This is a genomic window from Tabrizicola soli (genome assembly GCF_015999335.1).
Lineage (GTDB): Bacteria > Pseudomonadota > Alphaproteobacteria > Rhodobacterales > Rhodobacteraceae > Tabrizicola > Tabrizicola soli.
Genome location: NZ_JAEACP010000001.1, coordinates 247325 through 270657, shown reverse-complemented (window position 1 = coordinate 270657; position 23333 = coordinate 247325). Strand labels below are relative to the sequence as shown.

Genomic DNA, 23333 nt, shown 5'->3' with positions numbered 1-23333 from the left:
ACCCACCCCATGTTCAAGGTCCTCTCCCAGTCCTGGCCGCTTCTCCTCGGGATCATGCTGCTGATGGTCGGCAACGGCATCCAGGGCACGCTCCTCGGCATCCGCGGAAATACCGAGGGCTTCACGACCTACCAGCTCTCCTATGTCATGGCGGCCTACTTCCTTGGCTTCCTCTTCGGTTCGCGCGCGGCGCCGCAGATGATCCGTCATGTCGGCCATGTCCGCGTGTTCGCCGCCATGGGCTCGCTGATCTCGGCGATCCTCGTGGTCTTCCCGGTCTATCCCGACTGGATCGTCTGGACGGTGCTGCGGGTGCTGGCGGGCTTCTGCTTTTCCGCCGTCTACATCACCTCCGAAAGCTGGCTGAACAACACCGCCTCGAACGACACCCGCGGCCAGGCGCTGTCGGCCTACATGATCGTGCAGATGCTGGGGATCATCGCCTCCCAGGTCCTTTTGAACCTGCCGGACTCCTCGGGCTTTGCGCTGTTCATCATCCCTTCGGTGCTGGTCTCGCTGGCCTTCATGCCGATCCTGCTGGCTCCCACGCCCGCGCCGGCGTTCGACACCACCCGCCGCCTGCCGTTCCGCGACCTGTTCCAGATCTCGCCGCTCGGCTGCGTCGGAATGCTGCTGACCGGGGGCGTCTTCTCGGCCATGTTCGGCATGGCCGCCGTCTGGGGCGCGCGCGAGGGGCTGGGCGTGCGCGAGATCTCGATCTTCGTCGGCGCGATGTATGTCGGCGGCCTTGTCCTGCAGTATCCGATCGGCTGGGCCTCGGACCGGATGGACCGGCGCAAGCTGATCACCGGCCTTGCGGGGCTGGCCGCGCTGACCATGCTGGTCCCGGCCTTCGTCGCACTTCCCTTCCCGGCGCTGATCGGAGTGGCGCTGCTGCTGGGCGGGATCACCAACCCGATCTACGCCCTTCTCATCGCCTATACCAACGACTTCCTCGGCCGCGACCAGATGGCCGCCGCCTCGGCCGGGCTGATCTTCCTGAACGGCGTCGGCGCGATCTTCGGCCCCACGGCCACCGGCTGGATGATGGAGACGGTCGGCCCCCGCGGCTTCTTCCTGTTCATCGCGCTCCTCTATGTCGCGCTTGCCGCCTATGCCGCCTACCGCATGACCCGCCGCGCCACGCCCGTCGTCACCGGCGCCTTCCGGGGCGTCAGCCCCACGGCATCGCCGCTCGCGGTGGGCGCGGTGCTGGACGAGGCCTCGGTCGAGGCGCAGGCGGAGCGGGCCTGAGATCAACGGTTGCGGCCGCGCGCTTTCCCTGCAAGGCTTTGCCGAAAGGGAGGGATGCCGATGTCCGATCCGGTCGAGGTTCTGGAGTTCTGGCTGCACGAGATCGGCGAGAAAGGCTGGTATGCCGGGGGTGAGGAGATCGACCTCGCCTGCGCCCGCTTCGCCGACCTCTGGCAGGCCGCGCGCGAGGGCGGGCTTGACCACTGGGTCGACGGCACGGTCGGGACGCTGGCCTATCTGATCCTGACCGACCAGATCCCGCGCAACATCCACCGTGGCACGGCGCTGGCCTTCGCCACCGATCCGCAGGCGCGCGCCGCCGCCCGCAAGGCGCTGGCCGAGGGCTGGGACCTGAACGCCCCCGAGCCGGAACGGCAGTTCTTCTACATGCCCTTCGAGCATTCCGAGGATCCGAAGGACCAGGCCCTCGCCGTGCAACTTATGACTGAGCGCCTCGCTTCGGATCCCGAGCTGGCCCTGCATGCCCGCGCGCATCAATGGGTCATCGCCCGCTACGGCCGCTTCCCGACAAGGAACGCGGCGCTGGGGCGGAAAAGCAGCGCCGAAGAGCAGGGCTATCTCGACGACGGCGGCTACAGGACCGTGGTCAGCCGGCTGAAAAGCCATGCGCCGGACGCATAGGGCCACGGCGCGCCCTTTGTTGCTTGGGTTTGGGGAATAGTTTAAGGGCAAACTACTTTTCTTGGGAGGGAAAGATGGCCAGCCAGAACTTCGACGTGATCGTGATCGGTGCGGGACCGGGGGGCTATGTCGCCGCCATCCGCGCCAGCCAGCTGGGCCTCAAGGTCGCCATCATCGAACGCGAGCATCTGGGCGGCATCTGCCTGAACTGGGGCTGCATCCCGACCAAGGCGCTCTTGCGCTCGGCCGAGGTCTTCCACCTGATGCACCGCGCCAAGGACTTCGGGCTGAAGGCCGACGGTATCGGCTATGACCTTCCCGCCGTCGTCGCGCGCAGCCGCGCGGTGGCCAAGCAGCTTTCCGGCGGCATCGGCCATCTGATGAAGAAGAACAAGGTCACCGTCTTCATGGGCGCGGCGACGCTGCCGAAGCAGGGCGTGGTTTCCGTCAAGACCGACAAGGGCAGCGAGGAACTGACCGCGAAGTCGATCATCCTCGCCACCGGCGCCCGCGCGCGCGAGCTTCCGGGGCTCGAGGCCGACGGCGATCTGGTCTGGTCCTACAAGCACGCCCTCGTCGCGACCCGGATGCCGAAGAAGCTCCTGGTGATCGGCTCGGGCGCGATCGGCATCGAATTTGCCTCGTTCTTCAACACCCTGGGCGCGGATACCACGGTCGTGGAAGTGATGGACCGCATCCTGCCGGTGGAAGACGCCGAAATCAGCGCCTTCGCGAAGAAGCAATTCGTCAAGCAGGGCATGAAGATCCTGGAAAAGGCCGCAGTCAAGAAGCTGGACCGCAAGCCGGGGCAGGGCGTGACCGCCCATATCGAGGTCGGCGGCAAGGTCGAGACGCAGGACTTCGACACGGTGATCTCTGCCGTGGGCATCGTCGGCAATGTGGAAAACCTCGGCCTCGAATCCCTGGGCGTGAAGATCGACCGCACCCATGTCGTGACCGACGAATTCTGCCGCACCGGGGTGGAGGGCCTCTACGCCATCGGCGACATCGCCGGGGCGCCCTGGCTCGCGCACAAGGCCAGCCATGAGGGCGTGATGGTCGCGGAACTCATCGCCGGCAAGCACCCGCACCCGATCAAGCCGAATTCCATCGCCGGCTGCACCTATTGCCAGCCGCAGGTCGCCAGCGTCGGGCTGACCGAGGCGAAGGCGAAGGAAGCGGGCCATCAGGTCAAGGTCGGCCGCTTCCCCTTCATCGGCAACGGCAAGGCCATTGCGCTCGGCGAACCCGAGGGCATGGTGAAGACCGTGTTCGACGCGAAGACGGGCGAACTTCTGGGCGCCCATATGGTCGGCGCGGAAGTGACCGAGCTGATCCAGGGCTATGTCGTCGGGCGCACGCTGGAGACGACCGAGGAAGACCTGATGAACACCGTCTTCCCGCACCCGACGCTGTCGGAGATGATGCACGAGGCCGTGCTCGACGCCTACGGCCGCGCGCTGCACATCTGATCCCACCGCCTCCTCGTTCGACTTCGTCTCCTCCTCGGCCCCTCGGCGAGGAGTGACGAAGTCGTCGACGAGCGCATCCGGCGCGGGCGCAAGCGCCGGCAAGTCAGCCCCGGTCCATCTCTCTGGAATTGCGGCGCGGATCGGGCTACCACCCTGCCATGCGCGCGCTGCCCCCCATGCTCCTCGTCCTCCTGCTCTGGTGCGCCGGTCTCGGCGCCGCCGCCCAGTTCGGCAAGATCTCGATCCTGTACGAGACTCTCCGCGCGAACTACGGCGGAAATGGCGAGGTCGCCCTCGGCCTCGTCGTCTCGATCGTCGGCATGGTCGGGCTGGTCTTCGGCACCACGGCGGGCCTCCTCGTGGCCCGCATCGGTCCGCGCCGGGCCATCGTCGCGGCACTGGTCGCCGGGGCCGCCATGTCCGCGCTGCAATCGCTGCTGCCGTCCTATCCGTTGATGCTTGCCAGCCGCGTCGTCGAAGGCGCAAGCCATCTTGCCATCGTCGTCGTCGGCCCCACGATGATCGCCGCTCTCGCGCCCGAGCATCGCCGGCCGCTGGCGATGACTCTCTGGTCCAGCTTCTTCGGCGTGACCTACGCGGTCCTCGCCCTGATCGGCCCGCATGTCACGCCCACCGGCCTTTTCCTCGGCCATTCCGGCTACATGGCCGTGCTGGCCGCGATCCTCGCCCTGGCGCTGCCCGCCGATCCCCGGCACGGGGCGCTGCCGATGGGCAATCTCCTGGCGCAACATGCCATGATCTACGCCTCGCCCCGTCTCGCCGCCCCGGCCATGGGCTTCTGCTGCTATACCTTCCTCTACGTCGCGCTCCTGACCCTGGTGCCGCCCGCGACGCCCGAGAGCCACCGCGCCCTGATCGCCGCGGGGATGCCGCTGGTCTCCATCGCCGTCTCGCTCACTCTGGGCGTCTGGCTCCTCGGAAGGATGAGCGCGGTGCACCTGGTGCAGGCGGGCTATGCGGCCGCCGTGCCCGGCTTCCTGCTGCTCTGGCTCGGCTGGGGACAGGGGGAGGTGATGGCGGCCGGAGGGTTCCTCCTCTCCGCCGCCCTCGGAATCGTGCAGGGCGCAAGCTTTGCCGCGATCCCGGAACTCAATGCCAGCGCCGAGGACCGCGCCCGCGCTGCCGGGGCGGTGGCCCAGCTGGGGAACCTGGGCACCACCACGGGCACGCCGGTCCTGGCCGCCCTGCTGGCCGCCACTGGCCCGACGGGGCTGGTCCTGTCAGCGGTCACCCTCTGCGCCCTGGGGATCGCGATCCACCAGGCGCAGCGCGCGCGGCGGCATCACTTCAGCGCGTGAAGGGCACCACTTTCCCCCCCGCCGCCGCCCAGTCGCCAAGGCCGCCAAGGTTGGTCACCTCGGCATAGCCCATCCGCCGCAGCGTGTCGGCCGCCATCCCCGACCGTCCGCCGGCGGCGCAATAGACCGCCACCGGAACCCCTTGCGGCAACTCGCAACCCGGCTGGCGCGGATCGCATTTCAGCGGCAACAGCGAGAGCGGGATCAGCCGCGCCCCCTCGGCCAGGCCCGAAGCCTGCGCCTCGGCCACCTCGCGCACGTCGATCAGCACAAGCCGCCCGGCCGCAATTTCGCGCGACAGGGCAGCGGCATCGGGACGGGCGGCGGACCGGCCCGGACGAAGGAAGTTGAACATGGCGACCTCGTGGTTGATTTCTTCATCTTTATAGCTTAGAAGATTAAAATTTAAAGGCCCGACTTGCCCCGGCCTCACGTTCACTCTACGTTCACTTTTTCCGGTTGGAGACTCGCCCGATCCGTCCTATGTCTTGCCCCTGCACCTTTTGGGGTAGACCATGGCGGAACAGAAGTTCATCGAGGTGCGCGGTGCGCGCGAACACAACCTCAAGGGCGTTGACGTCGCGATCCCGCGCGACCAGCTGGTGGTGATCACTGGGCTTTCCGGCTCGGGCAAGTCCAGCCTCGCCTTCGACACGATCTATGCGGAAGGCCAGCGGCGCTATGTCGAGTCGCTGAGCGCCTATGCCCGCCAGTTCCTGGACATGATGGGCAAGCCGGATGTCGACCACATCTCCGGCCTCTCGCCGGCGATTTCCATCGAGCAGAAGACGACCTCGAAGAACCCGCGCTCGACCGTCGGCACGGTGACCGAGATCTACGACTACCTGCGTCTTCTCTTCGCCCGCGTCGGCACGCCCTACAGCCCCACGACCGGCCTCCCGATCACCGCGATGCAGGTGCAGGACATGGTCGACGCCGTCATGGCGATGGAGGAGGGGACGCGCGCCTACCTGCTGGCCCCGATCATCCGGGACCGCAAGGGTGAGTACAAGAAGGAATTCCTGGAGCTGCGCAAACAGGGTTTCCAGCGGGTGAAGGTCGACGGCGCCTTCCATGAGTTGGAGGAGCCGCCGGTCCTGGACAAGAAGTTCCGCCACAACATCGACGTGGTGGTGGACCGGATCGTGGTGCGCGAGGGGATCGAGACCCGGCTGGCCGACAGCTTCCGCACCGCGCTGAACCTGGCCGACGGGATCGCCGTCATCGAGCTGGCCGACGTGAAGGAGGGCGAGGAGCCCACCCGGATCACCTATTCCGAGAAATTCGCCTGCCCGGTTTCCGGCTTCACCATTGCCGAGATCGAACCGCGGCTATTCAGCTTCAACGCCCCCTTCGGCGCCTGCCCGGTCTGCGACGGGCTGGGGATGGAGCTGTTCTTCGACGAACGGCTGGTGGTCCCGGACCAGAACCTGACCCTCATGCAAGGCGCCATCGCGCCCTGGGCCAAGTCGAAATCGCCTTACCTGACGCAGACGATGGAGGCTTTGTCCAAGCACTACGGCTTCAACCTGAAGGCCAAGTGGAAAGACCTGCCCGAGCCGGTGAAGGACCTTTTCCTGCGCGGCTCGAAGGGCGAGGAGATCGAGTTCCGCTATGACGAGGGCGGTCGCGTCTACCAGGTCCGCCGGGTCTATGAGGGGATCATCCCCAACATGGAACGCCGCTACCGCGAGACCGACTCGGCCTGGTCCCGCGAGGAGATGGAGCGTTACCAGTCGAACCGCGCCTGCGGCGCCTGCGGCGGCTACCGGCTGAAGCCCGAGGCGCTGGCGGTGAAGATCGCCGGGCTGCATATCGGGCAGGTGGTGCAGATGTCGATCACCGAGGCTTTCTCCTGGGTCGAGGGCGTGGCCGACACGCTGACCAAGCAGCAGAACGAGATCGCCCGGGCAATTCTGAAGGAAATCCGCGAACGGCTTGGGTTCCTGGTGAATGTCGGCCTGAACTACCTGACGATGAGCCGGGCAGCGGGCACGCTTTCGGGCGGGGAATCGCAGCGGATCAGGCTGGCCTCGCAGATCGGCTCCGGCCTCACCGGCGTGCTCTATGTGCTGGACGAACCCTCCATCGGCCTGCACCAGCGCGACAACGACCGTTTGCTCATCACGCTGAAGAACCTGCGCGATGCGGGCAACACGGTGCTGGTGGTAGAGCATGACGAGGATGCGATCCGCGAGGCGGACTATGTCTTCGACATGGGGCCGGGGGCCGGGGTGCATGGCGGTATGGTGGTCAGCCACGGCACGCCGCAGCAGGTGGCGGCCGATCCCGCCAGCCTGACCGGCCAGTATCTTTCCGGCACCCGGGAAATCGCGGTGCCAAAGGCCCGGCGCAAGGGCAACGGCAAGAAGCTGGTGGTCGTCGGGGCCACAGGGAACAACCTGAAAAGCGTCACCGCCGAATTCCCGCTGGGCAAGTTCGTCTGCGTGACAGGGGTGTCGGGCGGCGGCAAGTCCTCGCTGACCATCGAGACGCTCTACAAGACCGCCGCGATGCGGCTGAATGGCGCGCATGAGACGCCGGCCCCCTGCGAGACGATCAAGGGGTTCGAGCATCTGGACAAGGTGATCGACATCGACCAGCGCCCTATCGGCCGGACTCCGCGTTCAAATCCAGCCACTTACACCGGGGCCTTCACCCCGATCCGAGACTGGTTCGCCGGCCTGCCCGAAAGTAAGGCACGGGGGTATGGGCCGGGGCGCTTCAGCTTCAACGTCAAGGGCGGCCGCTGCGAGGCCTGCCAGGGCGATGGTGTCTTGAAGATCGAGATGAACTTCCTGCCGGACGTCTATGTCACCTGCGAGACCTGCAAGGGCCAGCGCTACAACCGCGAGACCCTGGAAATCAAGTTCAAGAACAAGAGCATCGCCGACGTTCTTGACATGACCTGCGAAGACGCCCGCGAGTTCTTCCAGGCGGTCCCGGCGATCCGCGAGAAGATGGACGCGCTGGTGGAGGTGGGGCTTGGTTACATCAAGGTCGGCCAGCAGGCGACCACGCTCTCCGGCGGCGAGGCGCAGCGGGTGAAGCTCTCGAAGGAACTCAGCCGCCGGGCCACGGGCCGCACGCTCTATATCCTCGACGAACCGACCACGGGCCTGCATTTCGAGGATGTGAGGAAACTCCTGGAAGTGCTTCATTCCCTTGTGGAACAGGGAAATACGGTGGTGGTGATCGAGCACAACCTCGATGTGGTCAAGACCGCCGACTGGGTGATCGACATCGGCCCCGAGGGCGGCGATGGCGGCGGCGAGATCGTGGCCGCCGGCACGCCCGAGGAGATCGTCAGGGTCGAGGCGAGCCACACCGGCCGCTATCTCAAGGACCTGCTGAAACCGCGGAAGATCGCGGCCGAGTAAGGGTTGTCGTGCGCCTCCTGCGCCCGGGATCAGTTCAGGACTCGGTCCAGGATGCGGACGGCCTCGATCACCACCAGCGTGTCCCGCATGACGCGGAAGATCTGGTTGTCGGTCCGCAGGTAGGTGCTGCCGTCGCGGTAATCCCGCAGGCGCAGCCGCTCCCATTCCGAGCGCGGGATCAGAACATAATCGCCGCGCACCCGGTCGCCGGCATGCCAGTGCCAGTCGTCGTCATGATCATGGTCATGGTCATGGTCATGGTCTCGATCGGCGCGATCCCATTTCTTCGCCTGCCCGGGCGGTACGCAAGGCACGTCCTTCTTGGCCAGGCCCGGCGGGCAATGCTTGTTCTTCGCCTCGGCCGGAAGGGCGAAGGCGGCAGTCAGCGCCAGGATCAGCGCGAGGACGGGGCTGGTGCGGGTCATGGGGACCTCCTTCTAACTCGGAAGTAGATGCCGAAGCCCTTGCTTCGGTTCCAGAACGTCCGGCCTGCCTCGGCGGCTTTCCACCGATCGGGCCAGCACAGATCAGCGCAGATAGGCCGTGCTGCGGCTTCGGATCACCTCGAGCACCAGCCCTGTGCCGTTCTCGATCCGGTAGACCACCCCCGCCATCGCATAGTAGCGCCAGCTGCCGTCCGAGGGGTCCAGTCCATAGCGCGCCGGGTCCATCAGCAGCGAGCGCGACTCGACCGGGAACCTGTCGCCCACGAGAAAGGGCGTCACGCCGGGTTTCACCTTCAGCATCTTCGGCGCCGAGGAGAGGTCTTCCACGGCCATGACGCAGACCGAGGGCACGATCGAGCCGCAATCGGCCGCCGCCGCCGTGGCCGGACCCAGAAGCAGAAGCGATAGGAGAAGGGGTCGCATGTCACACCTCGCCTGCGGTTCGGCGAGGGAACGCGAAAGTTGCGGGCGCGGTTCCGCAGGGAAACCGCGCCCGACAGTATCAGTCCAGCGCCTTGAAGTTCAGGCTGGCACCTTCCTTGATGCCCGAGAACCAGCGCGCCGTGACGGTCTTGGTCTTGGTGTAGAAGCGGAAGGCGTCCGGCCCGTACTGGTTCAGGTCGCCGAAGGCCGAGCGTTTCCAGCCGCCGAAGGAGAAGTAGGACAGCGGCACCGGGATCGGGAAGTTGATCCCGACCATGCCCACGTTGACGCGGGAGGCGAAATCGCGCGCCGTGTCGCCGTCGGCGGTGTAGATCGCGGTGCCGTTGCCGTATTCGTTGTCCATCACCAGCTTCAGCGCGTCGTCATATGTCGGCATCCGCACGGTCGACAGGACCGGCCCGAAGATCTCCTGCTTGTAGATGTCCATCTCGGGGGTGACGTTGTCGAACAGCGTCGCGCCGACGAAGAAGCCGTTCTCGTAGCCCTGGATCTTCAGGTCGCGCCCGTCGACCACCAGCTTCGCGCCCTGTTCCACGCCCGAGGTGATCAACCCCTTGACGCGCTCCTGCGCCTGCCTGGTGATCAGCGGTCCGAAATCCACATCGTTTCCAGCGGTATAGGGGGCGACCTTCAACTTCTCGATCCGCGGGATCAGGCGTTCGACTAGCGCATCCGCCGTCTTTTCGCCGACCGGAACGGCGACCGAGATCGCCATGCAGCGTTCGCCCGCCGCGCCATAGCCTGCACCGACAAGCGCATCCGCCGCCTTGTCGAGGTCGGCGTCGGGCATGATGATCATGTGGTTCTTCGCGCCACCGAAGCATTGCGCGCGCTTGCCGTTGCTTGCGGCCCGGCCATAGATGTATTGCGCGATCGGGGTGGAGCCGACGAAGCCCACGCCCTGGATCACCGGATGGTCGAGGATGCCGTCCACCACTTCCTTGTCGCCGTTCACCACCTGCAACACACCATCCGGCAGGCCTGCCTGTTGCAGCAGCTCGGCCAGGAACAGCGAGGTCGACGGCACCCGCTCCGACGGCTTCAGGATCATCGCGTTGCCCGAAGACAGCGCCGGGCCGATCTTCCACAACGGGATCATCGCCGGGAAGTTGAACGGCGTGATTCCGGCAACGACACCAAGGGGTTGGCGCATGGCGTAAAGGTCGATGCCGGGGCCGGCCGAATCCATCATCTCGCCCTTCAGCATGGCAGGCGCGCCCATGCAGACCTCGATCACCTCAAGGCCGCGCTGCACGTCGCCCTTGGCGTCGGGGATGGTCTTGCCGTGCTCGCGCGAAACCATCTCGGCCAGCTTGTCCATGTTCTGGTTGATCAGCGCGCCGAAGGCCATCATCACCCGGGCCCGGCGCTGCGGGTTGGTGGCGGCCCAGCCGATCTGGGCCTTGGCGGCCTCCTGGATCGCATGGTCCAGCTCGGCCGGAGTGGCCAGCGCCACGCGGGCCTGCACTTCGCCGGTGGCGGGGTTGTAGATGTCGCTGAAGCGGCCCGAAGTCCCCGCGACGAGCTTGCCGTTGATCCAGTGTCCGATGTCCTGCATGGAATCCTCCCGAATATGATAGGGCGCTTTTACCCTTGCGGAAACGCTAGACAAAGGAGCAATCTCCCAAAAGTGTTTTGCGAAAGTGCAATGATGCCTCTTCAACGCCCGCTGCGCCTTTGTATCTTCGCGCCAGTCATGCGGCGTCACCGTGGCTATTTCACTCCCCATTCCGGCCTGATTGCAAAGGTGCTGGCTGGGCTGGGGCATGAGGTCGTGGTGCTGACTGCGGAACTGCCCGAAGGCGGCGGGGCTGTGGAGCAGGAGGACGGAGCCGAGATCCATTATCTGGCGGGAACCCCTCCCGAAAAGAAGGGTGGCCGGTTCTGGCAGAACAGCGCGACGGCCTTTGACCTGCTGCATGCCGAGCGGCCCTTCGACATCGTGTTCGGGCGCGGCATGGCGACCTGGGGCTTTCTACAGCATAGCAGCTTTGCATCCGAGGTGCCGATTGTCCTGCATGAGGGCACCTATCCGCGCTGGCTGCATCAGATCGAAAGCCGCGCCGATTGGCTGGCACCACTGCTTGCCTTTCCTCTCGCCCCGATCTTCGCATTGAAGAACCGCAAGGCCCACGCCTTCATGCGCCGGGCTGCGCGGGTTGTCTGCAATTCACCACAGCTTGCCAGCGCGCTTCGCCGAGCGTCATGGTGGCGGCCTTATACGACGCAGGCAATCGTCTATGGGTTCGACACATCCCTTTACCAGCCGAAACTACCTTCGGCGAGTGAACCGGCGCGGCTTGTCTCGCTTGGAAGGCTGGCATGGGACAAAGGGGTTCTCCCGATGATCGACGTCGTTGCCCTGCTCAGGGACCGGACTGTGACGCTGGAGTGTATGGGGCCGGGGTCTGACAAGGTTCGTAGGGCTGCTGCGGGCCACGCACGTCGGCGAGGCATTTCAGACCGTTACACCACACCTGGCCCCGTGCAGCACGAGGAGGTGCCGCAGCGCCTGGCGGGCGCGTCTGTGTTCCTGTTCCCCTCGACCCATGCCGAGGGGCTGCCAAAGGTGGTTCTAGAGGCCATGGCGACCGGCCTGCCGGTCGTCGCCTACCGTATGCCGGTGTTGGACAGCCTGATCGAGGACGGGGTTACGGGGTTCCAGGTCCCGGCCCGGTCGGTGCGGGCCATGGCCGATCGGGTTGACCAACTATTGGCCAATCCTGCGCTGGCCGAAAAGATGGGCGCTGCCGCCCGGCTTAAGATCGAAACGGATTTCACCCCCTCTGCGATCAATGCGAAGTGGCAGGTGCTTCTGGGCGAGGTTCTGGCAGATACCTCCGCCCGAAAGCGAGGCTGAGGTGGACTGGGACGACCTGCGCGTCTTTCTGGCGGTCGCCCGGACCGAAAGCCTTTCCGCGGCCGGAAAGCGGCTGAAGATCGACCCGGCCACCGTCGGCCGCCGCATCGCGCGGCTGGAGGAGGCGACGCAGGCCCGGCTCTTCGCCAAGTCCCCGCAGGGCTATGCCCTGACCGAGGAGGGCGCCCGGCTTCTGCCCCATGCCGAACGGGCGGAACGCGCCGCGCTCGCGGCCGGGGAAAGCCTCTCCGGCCCCGGCGGGCTGACCGGGTTGATCCGCCTCGGCGCGCCGGACGGCTGCGCGAACTACCTTCTGCCGCAGGTTCTTGCCCGGATCTGCGACACCAATCCGGGGCTGGAGGTGCAGATCGTCGCGCTTCCCCGCGTCTTCAACCTCTCGAAGCGCGAGGCCGACATGGCGATCGCGGTCTCGCGCCCCGAGGCCGGGCGGCTGACGGTGCAGAAGCTGACCGACTACGGCCTGCATCTGGCGGCAAGCCGCGATTATCTCGCCCGTGTCCCGCCGATCCGCGACGCCTCCGACCTCAAGACGCACCGCATCATCGGCTATATCCCCGACATGATCTTCGACAAGGAACTGGACTATCTGGCCGAGATCGGGGTCGGTCCGGCCAGGCTCAGCTCGAACTCGGTCTCGGTCCAGCTCAACTGGTTGCGGACCGGGGCAGGGGTCGGCGTGGTGCACGACTTCTCGCTGCCGGCCGCCCCCGGCGTCACCCGGATCCTGACCGGACAGATCAGCCTCGTCCGGTCGTTCTGGCTGATCCGGCACGAAAGCGACGCCCGCTCCGACCGGCTGACCCGCTTTGCCGAACAGCTGACCCGCGAGGTGCGGGCCGAGATGGCGCGGCTCGAGGCAATTCTGCTGCAAGATGAACAAGTCTTGACAGAATCCCCTTTGCGGCCCGACCCTTGAGCCAAGGTCACGAGGAGGGACCGCCCGATGCTCGTTCAGCAGATCCTCAAGTCCAAGGGTAACGACGACGTGGTCACGGTGCGTCCGGGCTCCACGGTGCAGGCGGTCGCCGAACTGCTGTCCAGCCGCAGGATCGGCGCGGTGATCGTCTCGCCCGACGGCAAGCGCGCCACCGGCATCGTGTCCGAGCGCGACATCGTGCGCGAGATCGGGCGGCGCGGCGCGGCCTGTCTTGGCGATCCGGTCGAAAGCCTGATGACGGCGAAGATCATCGGCTGCACCCGGGGGGAAACCACCGATCAGGTGCTGGGCCGGATGACCGAGGGCCGCTTCCGCCACATGCCGGTGATCGAGGGCGAGGAGATGGTCGGCCTCATCTCGATCGGCGACGTGGTCAAGGCCCGGCTGATGGAGCTTGGCGCCGAGAAGGAGGCGCTGGAGGGCATGATCAAGGGCTTCTGAGCCTTCGGTTTTCCCTTGCGCCCGCCCGCGCAATATTGTTGCGTGCGCTGGCAGTCACTTGGGGGCGATCCATGCGCATCGGGCTTTATCCGGGCACTTTCGATCCGATCACGCTGGGTCATATCGACATCATCCAGCGCGCCATGGCGCTGGTCGACCGGCTGGTGATCGGCGTGGCGATCAACCGGGACAAGTCGCCGCTCTTCGCGCTGGAAGAACGCGTCGCCATGGTCGAGGCCGAATGCGCTGCGATCCAGGCCCGCACCGGCGGCGAGATCGTGGTGCATCCGTTCGAGAACCTGCTGATCGACTGCGCCCGCGACGTGGGGGCGGGGATCATCGTGCGCGGCCTGCGCGCGGTGGCGGATTTTGAATACGAATTCCAGATGGTCGGCATGAACCGGGCCCTCGATGCCTCGATCGAGACCGTGTTCATGATGGCCGACGCCCGGCGTCAGGCCATCGCGTCGAAACTGGTCAAGGAAATCGCGCGGCTGGGGGGCGATGTGTCCAGGTTCGTCACCCCGCCGGTGGTCGAGGCGCTGGGGCGCAAATACGGCTGACATGCAAAAGGGGCCCGAAGGCCCCTGCATATCCGTCCCGCAAGCCGCGATCAGGCGGCTTTGCCGTAGACGGCTTCGCGCGCGATCCGCTCGGCATCGCTCGGCAGGATGCCAAGGTCCTGGGCGATCTCGGCCGGAAGGTTGGCGATCTCGTTCCGGGTCTGGACGTAGCGGGCATAGTTCACGGCGGCGGTCTTCAGCATGTCGAACACGTTGAGCATTCTCTCGTCCTCTTGTTGCAAGGCCGAACGCCTTGACTGCGCGGAACATATGCTTTCCCCGGCCCCAAGCAACGTCCAATGCTGCGCTGCGGCTATGCAAGAATCGCATGGCTGAAACAAAAAGGGCGCCCGAAAGGCGCCCTTTCCCCGGTTTCCCAGGGTTCAGATCAGCTTGCCCATCGCCACGGCGGTATCAGCCATGCGGTTCGAGAAGCCCCATTCGTTGTCGTACCAGGCCAGGACCGAGACGAAGCTTCCGTCCATCACCTTGGTCTGGTCCATGTGGAAGACCGAGGAATGCGGATCGTGGTTGAAGTCGGAACTGACCAGCTTCTCCTCGGTATAGCCGAGGATTCCCTGCAGCCGGCCGTCCGCCGCCGTCCTGATCGCGGCGTTGATCTCCTCGACGCTGGTCGGGCGTGCGGGGATGAACTTCAGGTCCACCACGCTGACATTCGGCGTCGGCACCCGCATGGCGAAACCGTCCAGCTTGCCCTTCAGCTCGGGCAGGACAAGCCCCACCGCCTTGGCCGCGCCGGTCGAGGTCGGGATCATCGACAGCGCCGCCGCCCGGGCGCGGTAGAGGTCCTTGTGCATCGTGTCCAGCGTCGGCTGGTCGCCGGTGTAGCTGTGGATGGTGGTCATCATCCCCTTCTCGATCCCTATGGCCTGGTGCAGGACCTGGGCCACGGGCGAAAGGCAGTTGGTGGTGCAGGAGGCGTTCGAGACGACGATGTCGTCCCGGGTCAGCGTCTGGTGGTTCACGCCATAGACGATGGTCTTGTCCGCCCCTTCGCCCGGCGCGCTGATCAGCACCCGTTTGGCGCCGTTTTCCAGATGCGGCAGGCATTTCTCCTTCGAGGTGAAGATCCCGGTACATTCCAGCACGATATCCACATCGCCCCAGGGCAGGTCGGCAGGGTTCTTCAGCGCGGTGACCCGGATCGGCCCGCGACCGACGTCGATCGTGTCTGCGCCGGTGGTGACCTTGGCCGGGAATTTCCCGTGCACCGAATCATGGCGCAGAAGATGCGCGTTGGTCTCGACCGGGCCGAGGTCGTTGATCGCGATCACCTCGATGTCGGTGCGGCCCGACTCGATGATGGCGCGCAGGATATTGCGCCCGATGCGCCCGAATCCATTGATGGCAACCGTGACAGCCATGTCTTGCCCTTTCGAATAGCCTGCGCACTGATAGCGCTAACAAGACAAAATCGCAAGGGAGGCAACGCACAGGCCGGCGCGGTCAGCGCCAGAATGCCAGCCAGTCAACCAGGTCGAGGAACTTGCGCAGCAGAAACATCAAGGCCGACCCGCCGTTCAGGGCAAGGTCGGCCAGGATTGCGGCGGCAAGGATCAGTCCCAGCCAGAGTGCGATGCGGTCGGTCACGTCTGCCCCCGAAGGGCCGCGCGGCCCTGCCTACTTTGCCAGCCGCCCCATGACGCCGGCCACATCGGCCATCCGGCAGGAGAAGCCCCACTCGTTGTCGTACCAGGCCAGCACGCGGACGGAACGGCCCGCCACCTTGGTCTGGTCCGGGGCGAAGATAGACGACTGCGGCGTGTGGTTGAAGTCGATCGAGACCTTGGGCTCGGGATCATAGGCCATGACCATGCCCATGTAGCCGGCGCAGGCCTCGCGGACGATCTCGTTCACCTCGGCCACCGTCACGGATTTGTTGGCGATGAAGGTCAGGTCGACCGCGCTGACGTTCGGCGTCGGAACCCGGATCGCGCTGCCTTCCAGCCTGCCCGCCAGCTCCGGCAGGACCTCGCCGATGGCCTTGCCCGCCCCGGTCGAGGTCGGGATCATCGCCATCGCCGCCGCGCGGGCGCGATAGAGGTCCTTGTGCCGCCGGTCCAGCGTCGGCTGGTCGCCGGTATAGCTGTGGATCGTGGTCATGATGCCCGATTCGATCCCGATGGTGTCGTTCAGCACCTTGGCCAGGGGCGCCAGGCAGTTCGTCGTGCAGGAAGCGTTCGAGACGACCAGGTGTTCCGGCAGCAGGCTGCGGTGGTTCACGCCATAGACCACGGTCAGGTCCGCGCGCTTGGCCGGGGCGGAGACCAGCACCCGCTTCGCCCCGCGGCCCAGATGCACCGCCGCCTTGTCGCGGTCGTTGAACTTGCCGGTGCATTCCAGCACCACGTCCACGCCTTCCCAGTCCAGTTCCTCGGGGTTGTAGGTCGACATCATCCGGATCGGCCCGCGGCCCAGGTCCAGCGCGCCGTCCACCACATTGACCGTGCCGGGGAAGCGGCCATGCACGCTGTCGTATTTCAGAAGATGGGCGTTCGTCTCGACCGGCCCGGTCGCGTTGATCGCCACCACCTGCACATCGTTGCGGTTGGCCTCGGCGATATGGGCCAGAGTGCAGCGCCCGATCCGCCCGAAGCCGTTGATGCCGATGGTGATGGTCATGTCGCAATGCCCCTTGTGGATCCGTCCCAAAGGTGGATAGCTTGCTTTGACCCGTATGCAAGGCGAAAAGCGACGGGTTTTCAGCATGTTAGCGCAATCTTCGCCTGTTTGCGCTAACCTTCGGCCCCGCTTTGCCTTCCTGCGCCGGCCGCGCTACATCGAATCCGGACCAAGTGGAGCAGGGTATGAGCGGACTTCTGGCGCTTCTGGACGATGTGGCGGCCATCGCCAAGGTGGCGGCGGCCTCGGTCGATGACATCGCGGGTGCGGCCGCCAAGGCGGGGACCAAGGCGGCCGGCGTGGTGATCGACGATGCGGCGGTGACGCCAAAATACGTCCACGGCTTCTCGGCCGACCGAGAACTGCCGATCATCTGGCGCATCTCTCTCGGCTCGTTCCGCAACAAGCTGGTCGTGCTGCTGCCCGGCCTTCTGGCGCTGGATTACTTCGCGCCGGTGCTGATCACGCCGCTTCTGATGCTGGGCGGGGCCTATCTCTGCTTCGAGGGGGCCGAGAAGCTCCTGCACGCCTTCGCCCCCCATGCGGACCAGACGGTCGAGGCGGATTTCGACACCCGGGATCCGGCGCATCTCGAGGAGGAAAAGGTCTCGGGTGCGATCAAGACCGATTTCATCCTCTCGGCCGAGATCATGACCATCGCGCTGGCCACGATCGAAAGCCCCAGCCTCTGGATGCAGGCGGTCACGCTGGCCATTGTCGGGATCTTCATCACCGTCGCGGTCTATGGCGCGGTCGCGCTGATCGTGAAGATGGACGACGTGGGCCTGCACATGGCCGCCACCGGGCGGACCGGGGCGGGCAGGGCGCTTGGCCGGGGGCTGGTGCGCGCGATGCCGAAGCTGATGACCTTCCTGTCGACCGTGGGCACGGCCGCGATGCTCTGGGTCGGGGGCAGCATCGTGGTGCACGGGCTTGAGGTCACGCATCTCTGGCCCTGGCCCTACGAGACGATCCACCAGCTTGCCGAGGCCGCCGCCCATGCCGTTCCCGCCGCGCCGGGCCTTGTCGCCTGGCTCGTCACCGCCGCGCTGGATGGCGTGCTGGGGATGCTCCTCGGCTTCCTCTTGATCCCGGTCGCCACCCGGGTCATCGGTCCGCTCTGGGCCGCCGCCACCGGGGGCAAGCCCGCCGCCCACTGACGGAACTTCGCGGGCCCCCCGGACGTTGTACCCCGCAAAGGGAGGCCGCCATGAACCGCCAAGACTTCGACGCCTGGGAAGCCCGCATCCGCGACCGTGCCGATCTCCTCTGGCAGGAGGAAGGCCGACCCGCAGGCGGGCCCGACCGCTTTCTCGGCCGCGCGCGCGAGCTGCTGGCGATCGAGGAAGTGCCGCCCCCGACGCTCGACCCCGAAAAGGCCGCCGAGCCGGTGATCGAAGAGGCCGCGATCCAGGGCAATCTGGGCGAATTCCCCACCCTGACCGACCAGGGCGAGGAAGAGACCTATCCCCATGTCGAGGACGACGACGGGCCCCGCCTGTCGGACGGCGACGCCTCGGCCGAGGGCGGCGTCCTGCCGGTCGAGGATCTGCCCGAGGAGGATCTGCCGCAGGTCTCGCAGGCCGAGGCCGACATCACCTCCAGCGCGGTGAACGCCGAAGACGGGCCGCAGAACGACGACCTGAACGACGACGGCATGCCCGACCCCAGGCCGCTTGACCCGCGCGGCGATCAGACCGCCTGAACCAGCGCCAGCCGCTGCGCCAGCGCGGACACCAGGTCGGTCCGCGTCACGATGCCGACGATGCGCGGCCCGTCGACCACGGGCACAGCCTCGGCGCCGCCATCGGCCAAGAGCGGCAGAAGCGCCCCCACCGGCGTCTCCGGGCTGATCTGCGGCACCCCGGTCTCCATGATCTCGCCCGCCTTCGGCGGCTTGGCGCGGTGGTTGTCGATCAGCCGGGCCAGCGCGCTGATCAGGCTCTTGTGCTGGCGGAAGGCATCCTCGCGCGCGCGGCGGATCAGGTCGATCTGGAAGATCAGGCCGAGGAGCCGGTCATCCTCCGCCACCACCGGCAGCGAGGTGAAGCCCCGCTTGCGAAAGAGGTCCGCCACCTGCGCCAGCGGCGCCTGCGGCCCCACCGTCACCAGGTCGCGCGACATGATGTCGGCCGCCGTGAACCCCTCCATCCGCCGCGCCGCCGCCGCCTGTTCGGCCGCGCCCACCAGCCGGGCAAGGTCGGCCACGCCCAGGTTGGCCGATTGCCGGTATTCCTCCAGGATCGCGGCCAGGTCGGACGGGTCCAGGCCGATCCGCTCTTCCGGGGTCGGGTCATGCGTGCCATGCGGGCCCAGCTGCGCGGGCTGGCGAAAGGGATAGACCCGGCCCACCGCCCGGTTCCAGAGGACGCCGATCCCGACCAAGAGACAGGACCCCGCCAGGATCGGCCCCATCGTGGCGGCAAAATCCCCCGAGGCCCCCAGGCTGACGAGCAGCGCCACCGCGCCGCCCGGCGGATGCAGCGCACGCGCCGCCAGCATGATGCCGATCGCCAGCCCGACCGCCAGCGGCACCGCCCAGTCGACATGGGGCAGGGCGGTGATCACCGCCAGCGCCACCAGCGCCGAGAGAGTATTGCCGACGACCACCGACCAGGGCTGCGCCAGCGGGCTGTTCGGCACCGCGAAGACCAGCACCGCCGAGGCCCCGAGCGGCGCGATCAGCCAGCCGAGGCCCGAACTGCGCAGCGCGAGCCCGGCCAGCAGAAGCCCCAGCCCCGCGCCCAATCCGGCCCGGCCGACATCCACCGCTCTGGGCCCGGCCATCGCCGGAGCCAATCCTCGCCACCACGCCATGAGCGATCCTCCCAGGAGCCGAACCTGCCCCGCGTCCCGCGACAAAAAAAGGCCGCCCACGACAGGCGACCTTCGATTTGCGCCATCCGGCACGGAAAGGTGGGCAGATTGCCCGCCCTGCGGCGGTCAGAGCAGCGATTTCGCCGTGGCGACCGTGGCTTCCGCCGTGATTCCGAACTCGGCGTAAAGCCGTTCCATCGGGGCCGAGGCGCCGAAACTGGACATGCCGACGAAGCCGGCCTTCGCTTCGCGGCCGCGCTCGCCCAGAAGCCAGCGGTCCCAGCCCTGACGCACGCCCGCCTCGATGGCGACCCGCACCGGGCCGGGCGGCAGGATCTTGCGCCGCCAGGCCTCGTCCTGTGCCGCGAACAGCTCCATCGACGGCATGGACACCACACGGGTGCCGATCCCCTCCGCCTCCAGCGCCTCGCGGGCCTTCAGCGCGATCTCCACCTCGGAGCCCGTCGCCATCAGGATCACCTGCCGCTTGCCCGTCGCCTCGGCCAGCACATAGGCGCCCTTGGCGACCATGTTCTGGTTGGTATGCGACTTGCGCACCGCCGGCAGGTTCTGGCGGCTCAGTGCCAGCACCGTGGGCCGGGTCTTCTCGGTCAGCGCGATCTCCCAGGCCTCGGCGGTCTCCACCAGGTCGGCGGGGCGGATCACCAGCGTGTTCGGCGTCGCCCGCGAAATCGCCAGATGCTCCACCGGCTGGTGGGTCGGCCCGTCCTCGCCCAGACCGATGGAATCATGCGTCATCACATAGACGACCGGGATGCCCATCAGCGCCGACAGCCGCATCGAGGGGCGGGCATAGTCGGTGAAGCACATGAAGGTCCCGCCATAGGGCCGCACGCCGCCATGCAGCGCCATCCCGTTCATCGCGGCGGCCATGCCATGTTCGCGGATGCCGAAATAGACATAGCGGCCCTTGCGGTCCTCGGCGGTGAAGACGCCCAGGTCGGCGGTCTTGGTGTTGTTCGACCCGGTCAGGTCGGCCGAGCCCCCGATGGTCTCCTGCACCACCGGGTTGACCGCGGCCAGCACCTTCTCCGATGCGGCACGGGTGGCCAGTTTCGGCAGGTCGGCCACCGCCTGCTTCTTCACCCCGCGAATGGCCGAGGCCAGCTTCGACGGCGCCTCAAGCGCGAAGATGCGGGCGAATTCGGCCTGCTTGGCCGGGGACAGGGCGGCCATCCGCGCCTCCCACTCCGCGCGGGCCTTCGCCCCACGGGCACCCAGCCCCTCCCACCATGTCTTGATGTCCGCCGGCACCTCGAACGGCCCGCCCTTCCAGCCATAGGCATCCTTCGCCGCCTGCAGCTGCGCCTTGTCGGTCAGCGCGCCATGGCCCTTCGACGTGTCCTGCGCCGCGTGGCCGATGGCGATATGCGTCTTGCAGGCCACCAGCGCCGGGCGGGGCGAGGCCTTGGCCGCCGTCAGCGCCCGGTCGATCTCTACCGGGTCATGCCCGTCGCATTCGAACACGTCCCAGCCCGAGGCCGCGAACCGCGCCTTCTGGTCGGTCACGTCCGACAGCGAGACCTTGCCGTCGATGGTGATGCCATTGTTGTCCCACAGCACGATCAGCCGGCCCAGCTGCTGCCGACCGGCCAGGCCGATCGCCTCCTGGCTGACGCCCTCCATCAGGCAGCCGTCGCCCGCGATGACCCAGGTGTGGTGGTCCTGCACCTTCGCGCCCCAGCGCGCCCGCAGGCTTTCCTCGGCGATGGCGAAGCCGACCGCGTTCGAGATCCCCTGGCCCAGGGGCCCGGTCGTCGTCTCCACTCCCGCGACATGGCCGTATTCCGGATGACCGGCGGTGATCGCGCCCCACTGGCGGAAATTCCTGATCTGGTCCAGCGTCATGTCCTCGTAGCCGGTCAGGTACAGGAGCGAATAGATCAGCATCGATCCATGCCCCGCCGACAGGATGAAGCGGTCGCGGTCCGGCCAGCGCGGGGCCTTGGGGTCGAACTTCAGGTGCTTCTCGAACAGCACCGTCGCCACGTCGGCCATGCCCATCGGCATCCCCGAATGGCCGGAATTCGCGGCCGCCACCGCATCCAGCGTCAGGGCGCGGATCGCGGTCGCGCGCATCCAGTGATCGGGGTGCGTCTGGCGGAGGGTCTGGATGTCCACGGAGCGGCTTCCTTCGGCAAGGAGAGGGGGAATTTGCCCCAGCCTCCTAACGGCCGCACCCGGCAAGATCAAGCTTGGTGCCCAAGTGCTTGGGAAGAAAGGCCCGTCCCCTTCGCCGGGATTCGGGCTAAGATCGCCCTTGACCCGCCCGGTGCGATTCGGACACTGGACGGGCCGGGTGCGTCAGGCCGCGCCCGGACAGGCAGGATGCGGGCGAAAGGGGTGGCGATGCAGGAAATCTCCCGGCTGGAACAGCGGATAACCGCGGCGCTGGAGCGGATCGGCAAGGGGGTGGACCGGCTTGCCGCCGCGCCGCCGGCGCCGCCGCCCGCACGCCCGGCGCCGGTGCCCGCCGCGCCCGCCGATGCCGCCCTGCGCGCCCAGCTGGAAGAGGAGAAAGCCCTCACCGCCCAGCTCCAGGAACGCCTGCGCAGCCTGAAGGAGCGCGAGTCGAAGGGCGACCTGCAGCAGAAGCTGGACAAGCTGACCCACCAGCTCGACGTGCAGGGGCTGGAGCTGCAGCGGATGCGCCGCACCAACCTTGCCCTGCGCGAACAGCTCGCCGCGCTGCGTGCCGCGCAGGACTCCGGCCTGACCGAGCCGCAGCAGATCAACAAGGCGATGGCGGCCGAGCTGGACGCCTTCCGCGCCCTGCGCCTGACCGAGATCGCCGAGATGGACGAGATTCTCGCCGCCCTCGAACCCCATCTGACGGAGGCCCGCTGATGCCCGAACTTGAAGTGATGATCGGCGGCCGCGGTTTCCAGGTCACCTGCCAGGCGGGTGAGGAGCACTTCCTCCAGACCGCCGCCGCCATGCTGGACGCCGAGGCGGCACCCCTGGTCGCCCAGCTTGGCCGCCTGCCCGAGGTGCGGATGCTTCTGATGGCCGGGCTGATGCTGGCCGACAAGACCGCCGCGGTCGAGGACGAGAACCGCACCCTGCGCGCCCGTGTGGCCGAGCTGGAGGCCCGCCCCGTCGCCACCCGCGACGTGGCCGTGGTCCCGCCCCGGGTCTTCGAGACCCTGGCCGAGATCGCCGCCCGGGCCGAGGCCATGGCCGCCCGCGTCGAGGAGCAGGTCGGCGGATGAAGCGCCTCGCCCTTCTGGCGGCGTTCCTGCCGCAGGCCGCTGCCGCGCAGGACTTCGCGACCGACAGCTATGCCTGCGACCGTGGCGTCGTGGTGCCTGCGACCTATGTCAACGGGCCGGACCTCAGCCTGGTGGTGATCCAGGTCGAGGGCCGCCAGATCACGTTGGTGAACGAACCCGCCGCCTCCGGCGCGCGCTACGGCTGGCCCTCGGACGGGTCGGGCTATGTCTGGTGGACCAAGGGCGACGAGGCGACGCTCTACTGGAAGACGCCCGCGGACGAGGTCCCGCTCCTGACCTGCCGGGCAGGGTAGGGGCATACCGCTTCCGATGCGGTATGTCTTGCGGTTATCCTTGTCGTGAAGGAGGTCGGCCGATGACCCGCCGTTCCACCTCGATCCTGACGGCATCCTCGCCCAGGTCCGCGCCGCCCGGGCCCGGCGCTGGAAGGCAGAGAACGCCGAGGCCGTCGCCGACTGCCACAAATGGGTCAAGGAGAACGGCATGCCGCTGTGCCGGTTCCGCAAGGTCTGATGGCCCGCCGGTTCGACCTTACCGCATCGCAGACGGCGATTTCGTGGTTGTCCTGCAATCGGACCTGCTGGAAGATCTCGACACCCGAACCGTCTGCCCGGCGGCGCCGGAAAGCCGGCAAGTCCGCGGCTTCGCCGCCCTCTCGCCCGTCCTGACGGCCGGGGATGTCCGGTTGCGGATCGTGCCGCATGTCGTCGCGACCCTGACCGTTGCCGAACCGGGAACCTTCGTCCTCAGCCTTGCGCATGAGCGTGACCGGAGCATCCGCGCGGTCGACTCGATGCTGACCGGGGCATGAAGGCAATAGGCCCGCCGGTCCCGGCAGGC

Annotated in this window: 26 protein-coding genes; 16 read left to right on the top strand and 10 right to left on the bottom strand. The window is 67.2% G+C overall.

Annotated elements, in window-relative coordinates; genetic code table 11:
- Positions 1–9 precede the first annotated feature (9 nt).
- The 4 genes from I7S92_RS01300 (at position 10) to I7S92_RS01285 (ending at position 4687) form a co-directional block, all read left to right on the top strand.
- A complete protein-coding gene (locus I7S92_RS01300; protein WP_197641663.1) occupies positions 10–1254 on the top strand; it encodes an MFS transporter in 1245 nt (414 codons plus the stop codon).
- A 60-nt stretch (positions 1255–1314) separates the two neighbouring features.
- On the top strand, positions 1315–1896 hold the full coding sequence (locus I7S92_RS01295) for a DUF924 family protein (protein ID WP_197641662.1): 582 nt from the start codon (positions 1315–1317) through the stop codon (positions 1894–1896).
- 74 nt (positions 1897–1970) lie between these two features.
- Positions 1971–3368 carry a dihydrolipoyl dehydrogenase gene (lpdA, locus tag I7S92_RS01290; protein ID WP_197641661.1) on the top strand — a complete coding sequence of 466 codons (1398 nt, stop codon included), beginning with the start codon at positions 1971–1973 and terminating at the stop codon, positions 3366–3368.
- Positions 3369–3526: 158 nt separating this feature from the next.
- The gene (locus I7S92_RS01285; protein WP_197641660.1) at positions 3527–4687 is read left to right on the top strand and encodes an MFS transporter; all 1161 of its coding nucleotides are present in this window, start codon (positions 3527–3529) and stop codon (positions 4685–4687) included.
- On the opposite strand, the gene I7S92_RS01280 is transcribed toward I7S92_RS01285, so the two are convergent.
- Positions 4677–5042, bottom strand: coding sequence for a rhodanese-like domain-containing protein (locus tag I7S92_RS01280; RefSeq protein ID WP_197641659.1), 366 nt, complete (start codon positions 5040–5042; stop codon positions 4677–4679). The genes I7S92_RS01285 and I7S92_RS01280 overlap by 11 nt on opposite strands.
- 160 nt (positions 5043–5202) lie before the next feature.
- Here I7S92_RS01280 and uvrA point away from each other — a divergent pair, with 160 nt between their 5' ends.
- Complete coding sequence (gene uvrA, locus I7S92_RS01275) at positions 5203–8067, top strand: excinuclease ABC subunit UvrA (RefSeq protein WP_197641658.1); 2865 nt, start codon at positions 5203–5205, stop codon at positions 8065–8067.
- 29 nt (positions 8068–8096) lie between these two features.
- Here uvrA and I7S92_RS01270 read toward each other — a convergent pair whose 3' ends face one another.
- The 3 genes from I7S92_RS01270 to I7S92_RS01260 all read right to left on the bottom strand — a co-directional run bounded on the left by I7S92_RS01270 (position 8097) and on the right by I7S92_RS01260 (position 10515).
- Complete coding sequence (locus I7S92_RS01270; RefSeq protein ID WP_197641657.1) at positions 8097–8492, bottom strand: excinuclease ABC subunit A; 396 nt, start codon at positions 8490–8492, stop codon at positions 8097–8099.
- A 102-nt stretch (positions 8493–8594) separates the two neighbouring features.
- Positions 8595–8936 (bottom strand): hypothetical protein, encoded by a 342-nt coding sequence (locus I7S92_RS01265; RefSeq protein WP_197641656.1) that lies wholly within the window; start codon positions 8934–8936, stop codon positions 8595–8597.
- Between the two features lie 79 nt (positions 8937–9015).
- A complete protein-coding gene (locus I7S92_RS01260; protein WP_197641655.1) occupies positions 9016–10515 on the bottom strand; it encodes a CoA-acylating methylmalonate-semialdehyde dehydrogenase in 1500 nt (499 codons plus the stop codon).
- Between the two features lie 138 nt (positions 10516–10653).
- On the opposite strand from I7S92_RS01260, the gene I7S92_RS01255 reads away from it, so the two are divergent.
- From I7S92_RS01255 to coaD, 4 genes are all read left to right on the top strand, one after another.
- On the top strand, positions 10654–11817 hold the full coding sequence (locus tag I7S92_RS01255; RefSeq protein ID WP_197641654.1) for a glycosyltransferase family 4 protein: 1164 nt from the start codon (positions 10654–10656) through the stop codon (positions 11815–11817).
- Position 11818: 1 nt separating this feature from the next.
- The gene (locus I7S92_RS01250; protein ID WP_197641653.1) at positions 11819–12754 is read left to right on the top strand and encodes a LysR family transcriptional regulator; all 936 of its coding nucleotides are present in this window, start codon (positions 11819–11821) and stop codon (positions 12752–12754) included.
- A gap of 27 nt (positions 12755–12781) precedes the next feature.
- Positions 12782–13216 (top strand): CBS domain-containing protein, encoded by a 435-nt coding sequence (locus tag I7S92_RS01245; RefSeq protein ID WP_197641652.1) that lies wholly within the window; start codon positions 12782–12784, stop codon positions 13214–13216.
- A 71-nt stretch (positions 13217–13287) separates the two neighbouring features.
- Positions 13288–13779: a pantetheine-phosphate adenylyltransferase gene (gene coaD, locus I7S92_RS01240; protein WP_197641651.1), complete on the top strand. Its 492-nt coding sequence runs from the start codon at positions 13288–13290 to the stop codon at positions 13777–13779.
- Positions 13780–13829: 50 nt separating this feature from the next.
- Here the strand turns inward: coaD and I7S92_RS01235 are convergent, their stop codons facing one another.
- The 4 genes from I7S92_RS01235 to gap (I7S92_RS01220) form a co-directional block, all read right to left on the bottom strand.
- Positions 13830–14000, bottom strand: a complete 171-nt coding sequence (locus tag I7S92_RS01235; protein ID WP_197641650.1) for a DUF1127 domain-containing protein — start codon at positions 13998–14000, stop codon at positions 13830–13832.
- Positions 14001–14162: 162 nt separating this feature from the next.
- Positions 14163–15164 carry a type I glyceraldehyde-3-phosphate dehydrogenase gene (gene gap / locus I7S92_RS01230; protein ID WP_197641649.1) on the bottom strand — a complete coding sequence of 334 codons (1002 nt, stop codon included), beginning with the start codon at positions 15162–15164 and terminating at the stop codon, positions 14163–14165.
- Positions 15165–15246: 82 nt separating this feature from the next.
- Positions 15247–15390, bottom strand: coding sequence for a hypothetical protein (locus tag I7S92_RS01225; protein WP_197641648.1), 144 nt, complete (start codon positions 15388–15390; stop codon positions 15247–15249).
- Between the two features lie 30 nt (positions 15391–15420).
- The gene (gene gap, locus I7S92_RS01220) at positions 15421–16422 is read right to left on the bottom strand and encodes a type I glyceraldehyde-3-phosphate dehydrogenase (protein WP_197641647.1); all 1002 of its coding nucleotides are present in this window, start codon (positions 16420–16422) and stop codon (positions 15421–15423) included.
- 185 nt (positions 16423–16607) lie between these two features.
- Here gap (I7S92_RS01220) and I7S92_RS01215 point away from each other — a divergent pair, with 185 nt between their 5' ends.
- Both I7S92_RS01215 and I7S92_RS01210 read left to right on the top strand, forming a co-directional pair.
- On the top strand, positions 16608–17582 hold the full coding sequence (locus I7S92_RS01215; protein ID WP_197641646.1) for a DUF808 domain-containing protein: 975 nt from the start codon (positions 16608–16610) through the stop codon (positions 17580–17582).
- Between the two features lie 50 nt (positions 17583–17632).
- Positions 17633–18127, top strand: coding sequence for a DUF2934 domain-containing protein (locus I7S92_RS01210; protein ID WP_197641645.1), 495 nt, complete (start codon positions 17633–17635; stop codon positions 18125–18127).
- Here the strand turns inward: I7S92_RS01210 and I7S92_RS01205 are convergent.
- Together I7S92_RS01205 and tkt are read right to left on the bottom strand one after the other, a co-directional pair.
- Positions 18115–19209 carry an HPP family protein gene (locus I7S92_RS01205; protein WP_242070002.1) on the bottom strand — a complete coding sequence of 365 codons (1095 nt, stop codon included), beginning with the start codon at positions 19207–19209 and terminating at the stop codon, positions 18115–18117. The genes I7S92_RS01210 and I7S92_RS01205 overlap by 13 nt on opposite strands.
- A 156-nt stretch (positions 19210–19365) precedes the next feature.
- Entirely contained in the window at positions 19366–21381 is a 2016-nt protein-coding gene (gene tkt / locus I7S92_RS01200; protein ID WP_197641643.1) for a transketolase, read from the bottom strand.
- Between the two features lie 228 nt (positions 21382–21609).
- On the opposite strand from tkt, the gene I7S92_RS01195 reads away from it, so the two are divergent.
- The 5 genes from I7S92_RS01195 (at position 21610) to I7S92_RS23425 (ending at position 23304) form a co-directional block, all read left to right on the top strand.
- Positions 21610–22107 carry a hypothetical protein gene (locus I7S92_RS01195; protein WP_197641642.1) on the top strand — a complete coding sequence of 166 codons (498 nt, stop codon included), beginning with the start codon at positions 21610–21612 and terminating at the stop codon, positions 22105–22107.
- Positions 22107–22472: a cell division protein ZapA gene (locus I7S92_RS01190; protein ID WP_197641641.1), complete on the top strand. Its 366-nt coding sequence runs from the start codon at positions 22107–22109 to the stop codon at positions 22470–22472. The genes I7S92_RS01195 and I7S92_RS01190 overlap by 1 nt, the downstream gene beginning before the upstream one ends.
- Positions 22469–22786, top strand: a complete 318-nt coding sequence (locus I7S92_RS01185; RefSeq protein ID WP_197641640.1) for an MliC family protein — start codon at positions 22469–22471, stop codon at positions 22784–22786. The genes I7S92_RS01190 and I7S92_RS01185 overlap by 4 nt, the downstream gene beginning before the upstream one ends.
- A gap of 94 nt (positions 22787–22880) precedes the next feature.
- Positions 22881–23006 carry a type II toxin-antitoxin system CcdA family antitoxin gene (locus I7S92_RS23430; RefSeq protein WP_197641787.1) on the top strand — a complete coding sequence of 42 codons (126 nt, stop codon included), beginning with the start codon at positions 22881–22883 and terminating at the stop codon, positions 23004–23006.
- A 43-nt stretch (positions 23007–23049) separates the two neighbouring features.
- Entirely contained in the window at positions 23050–23304 is a 255-nt protein-coding gene (locus tag I7S92_RS23425) for a CcdB family protein (protein ID WP_197641639.1), read from the top strand.
- The last annotated feature ends 29 nt before the right edge of the window (positions 23305–23333 follow it).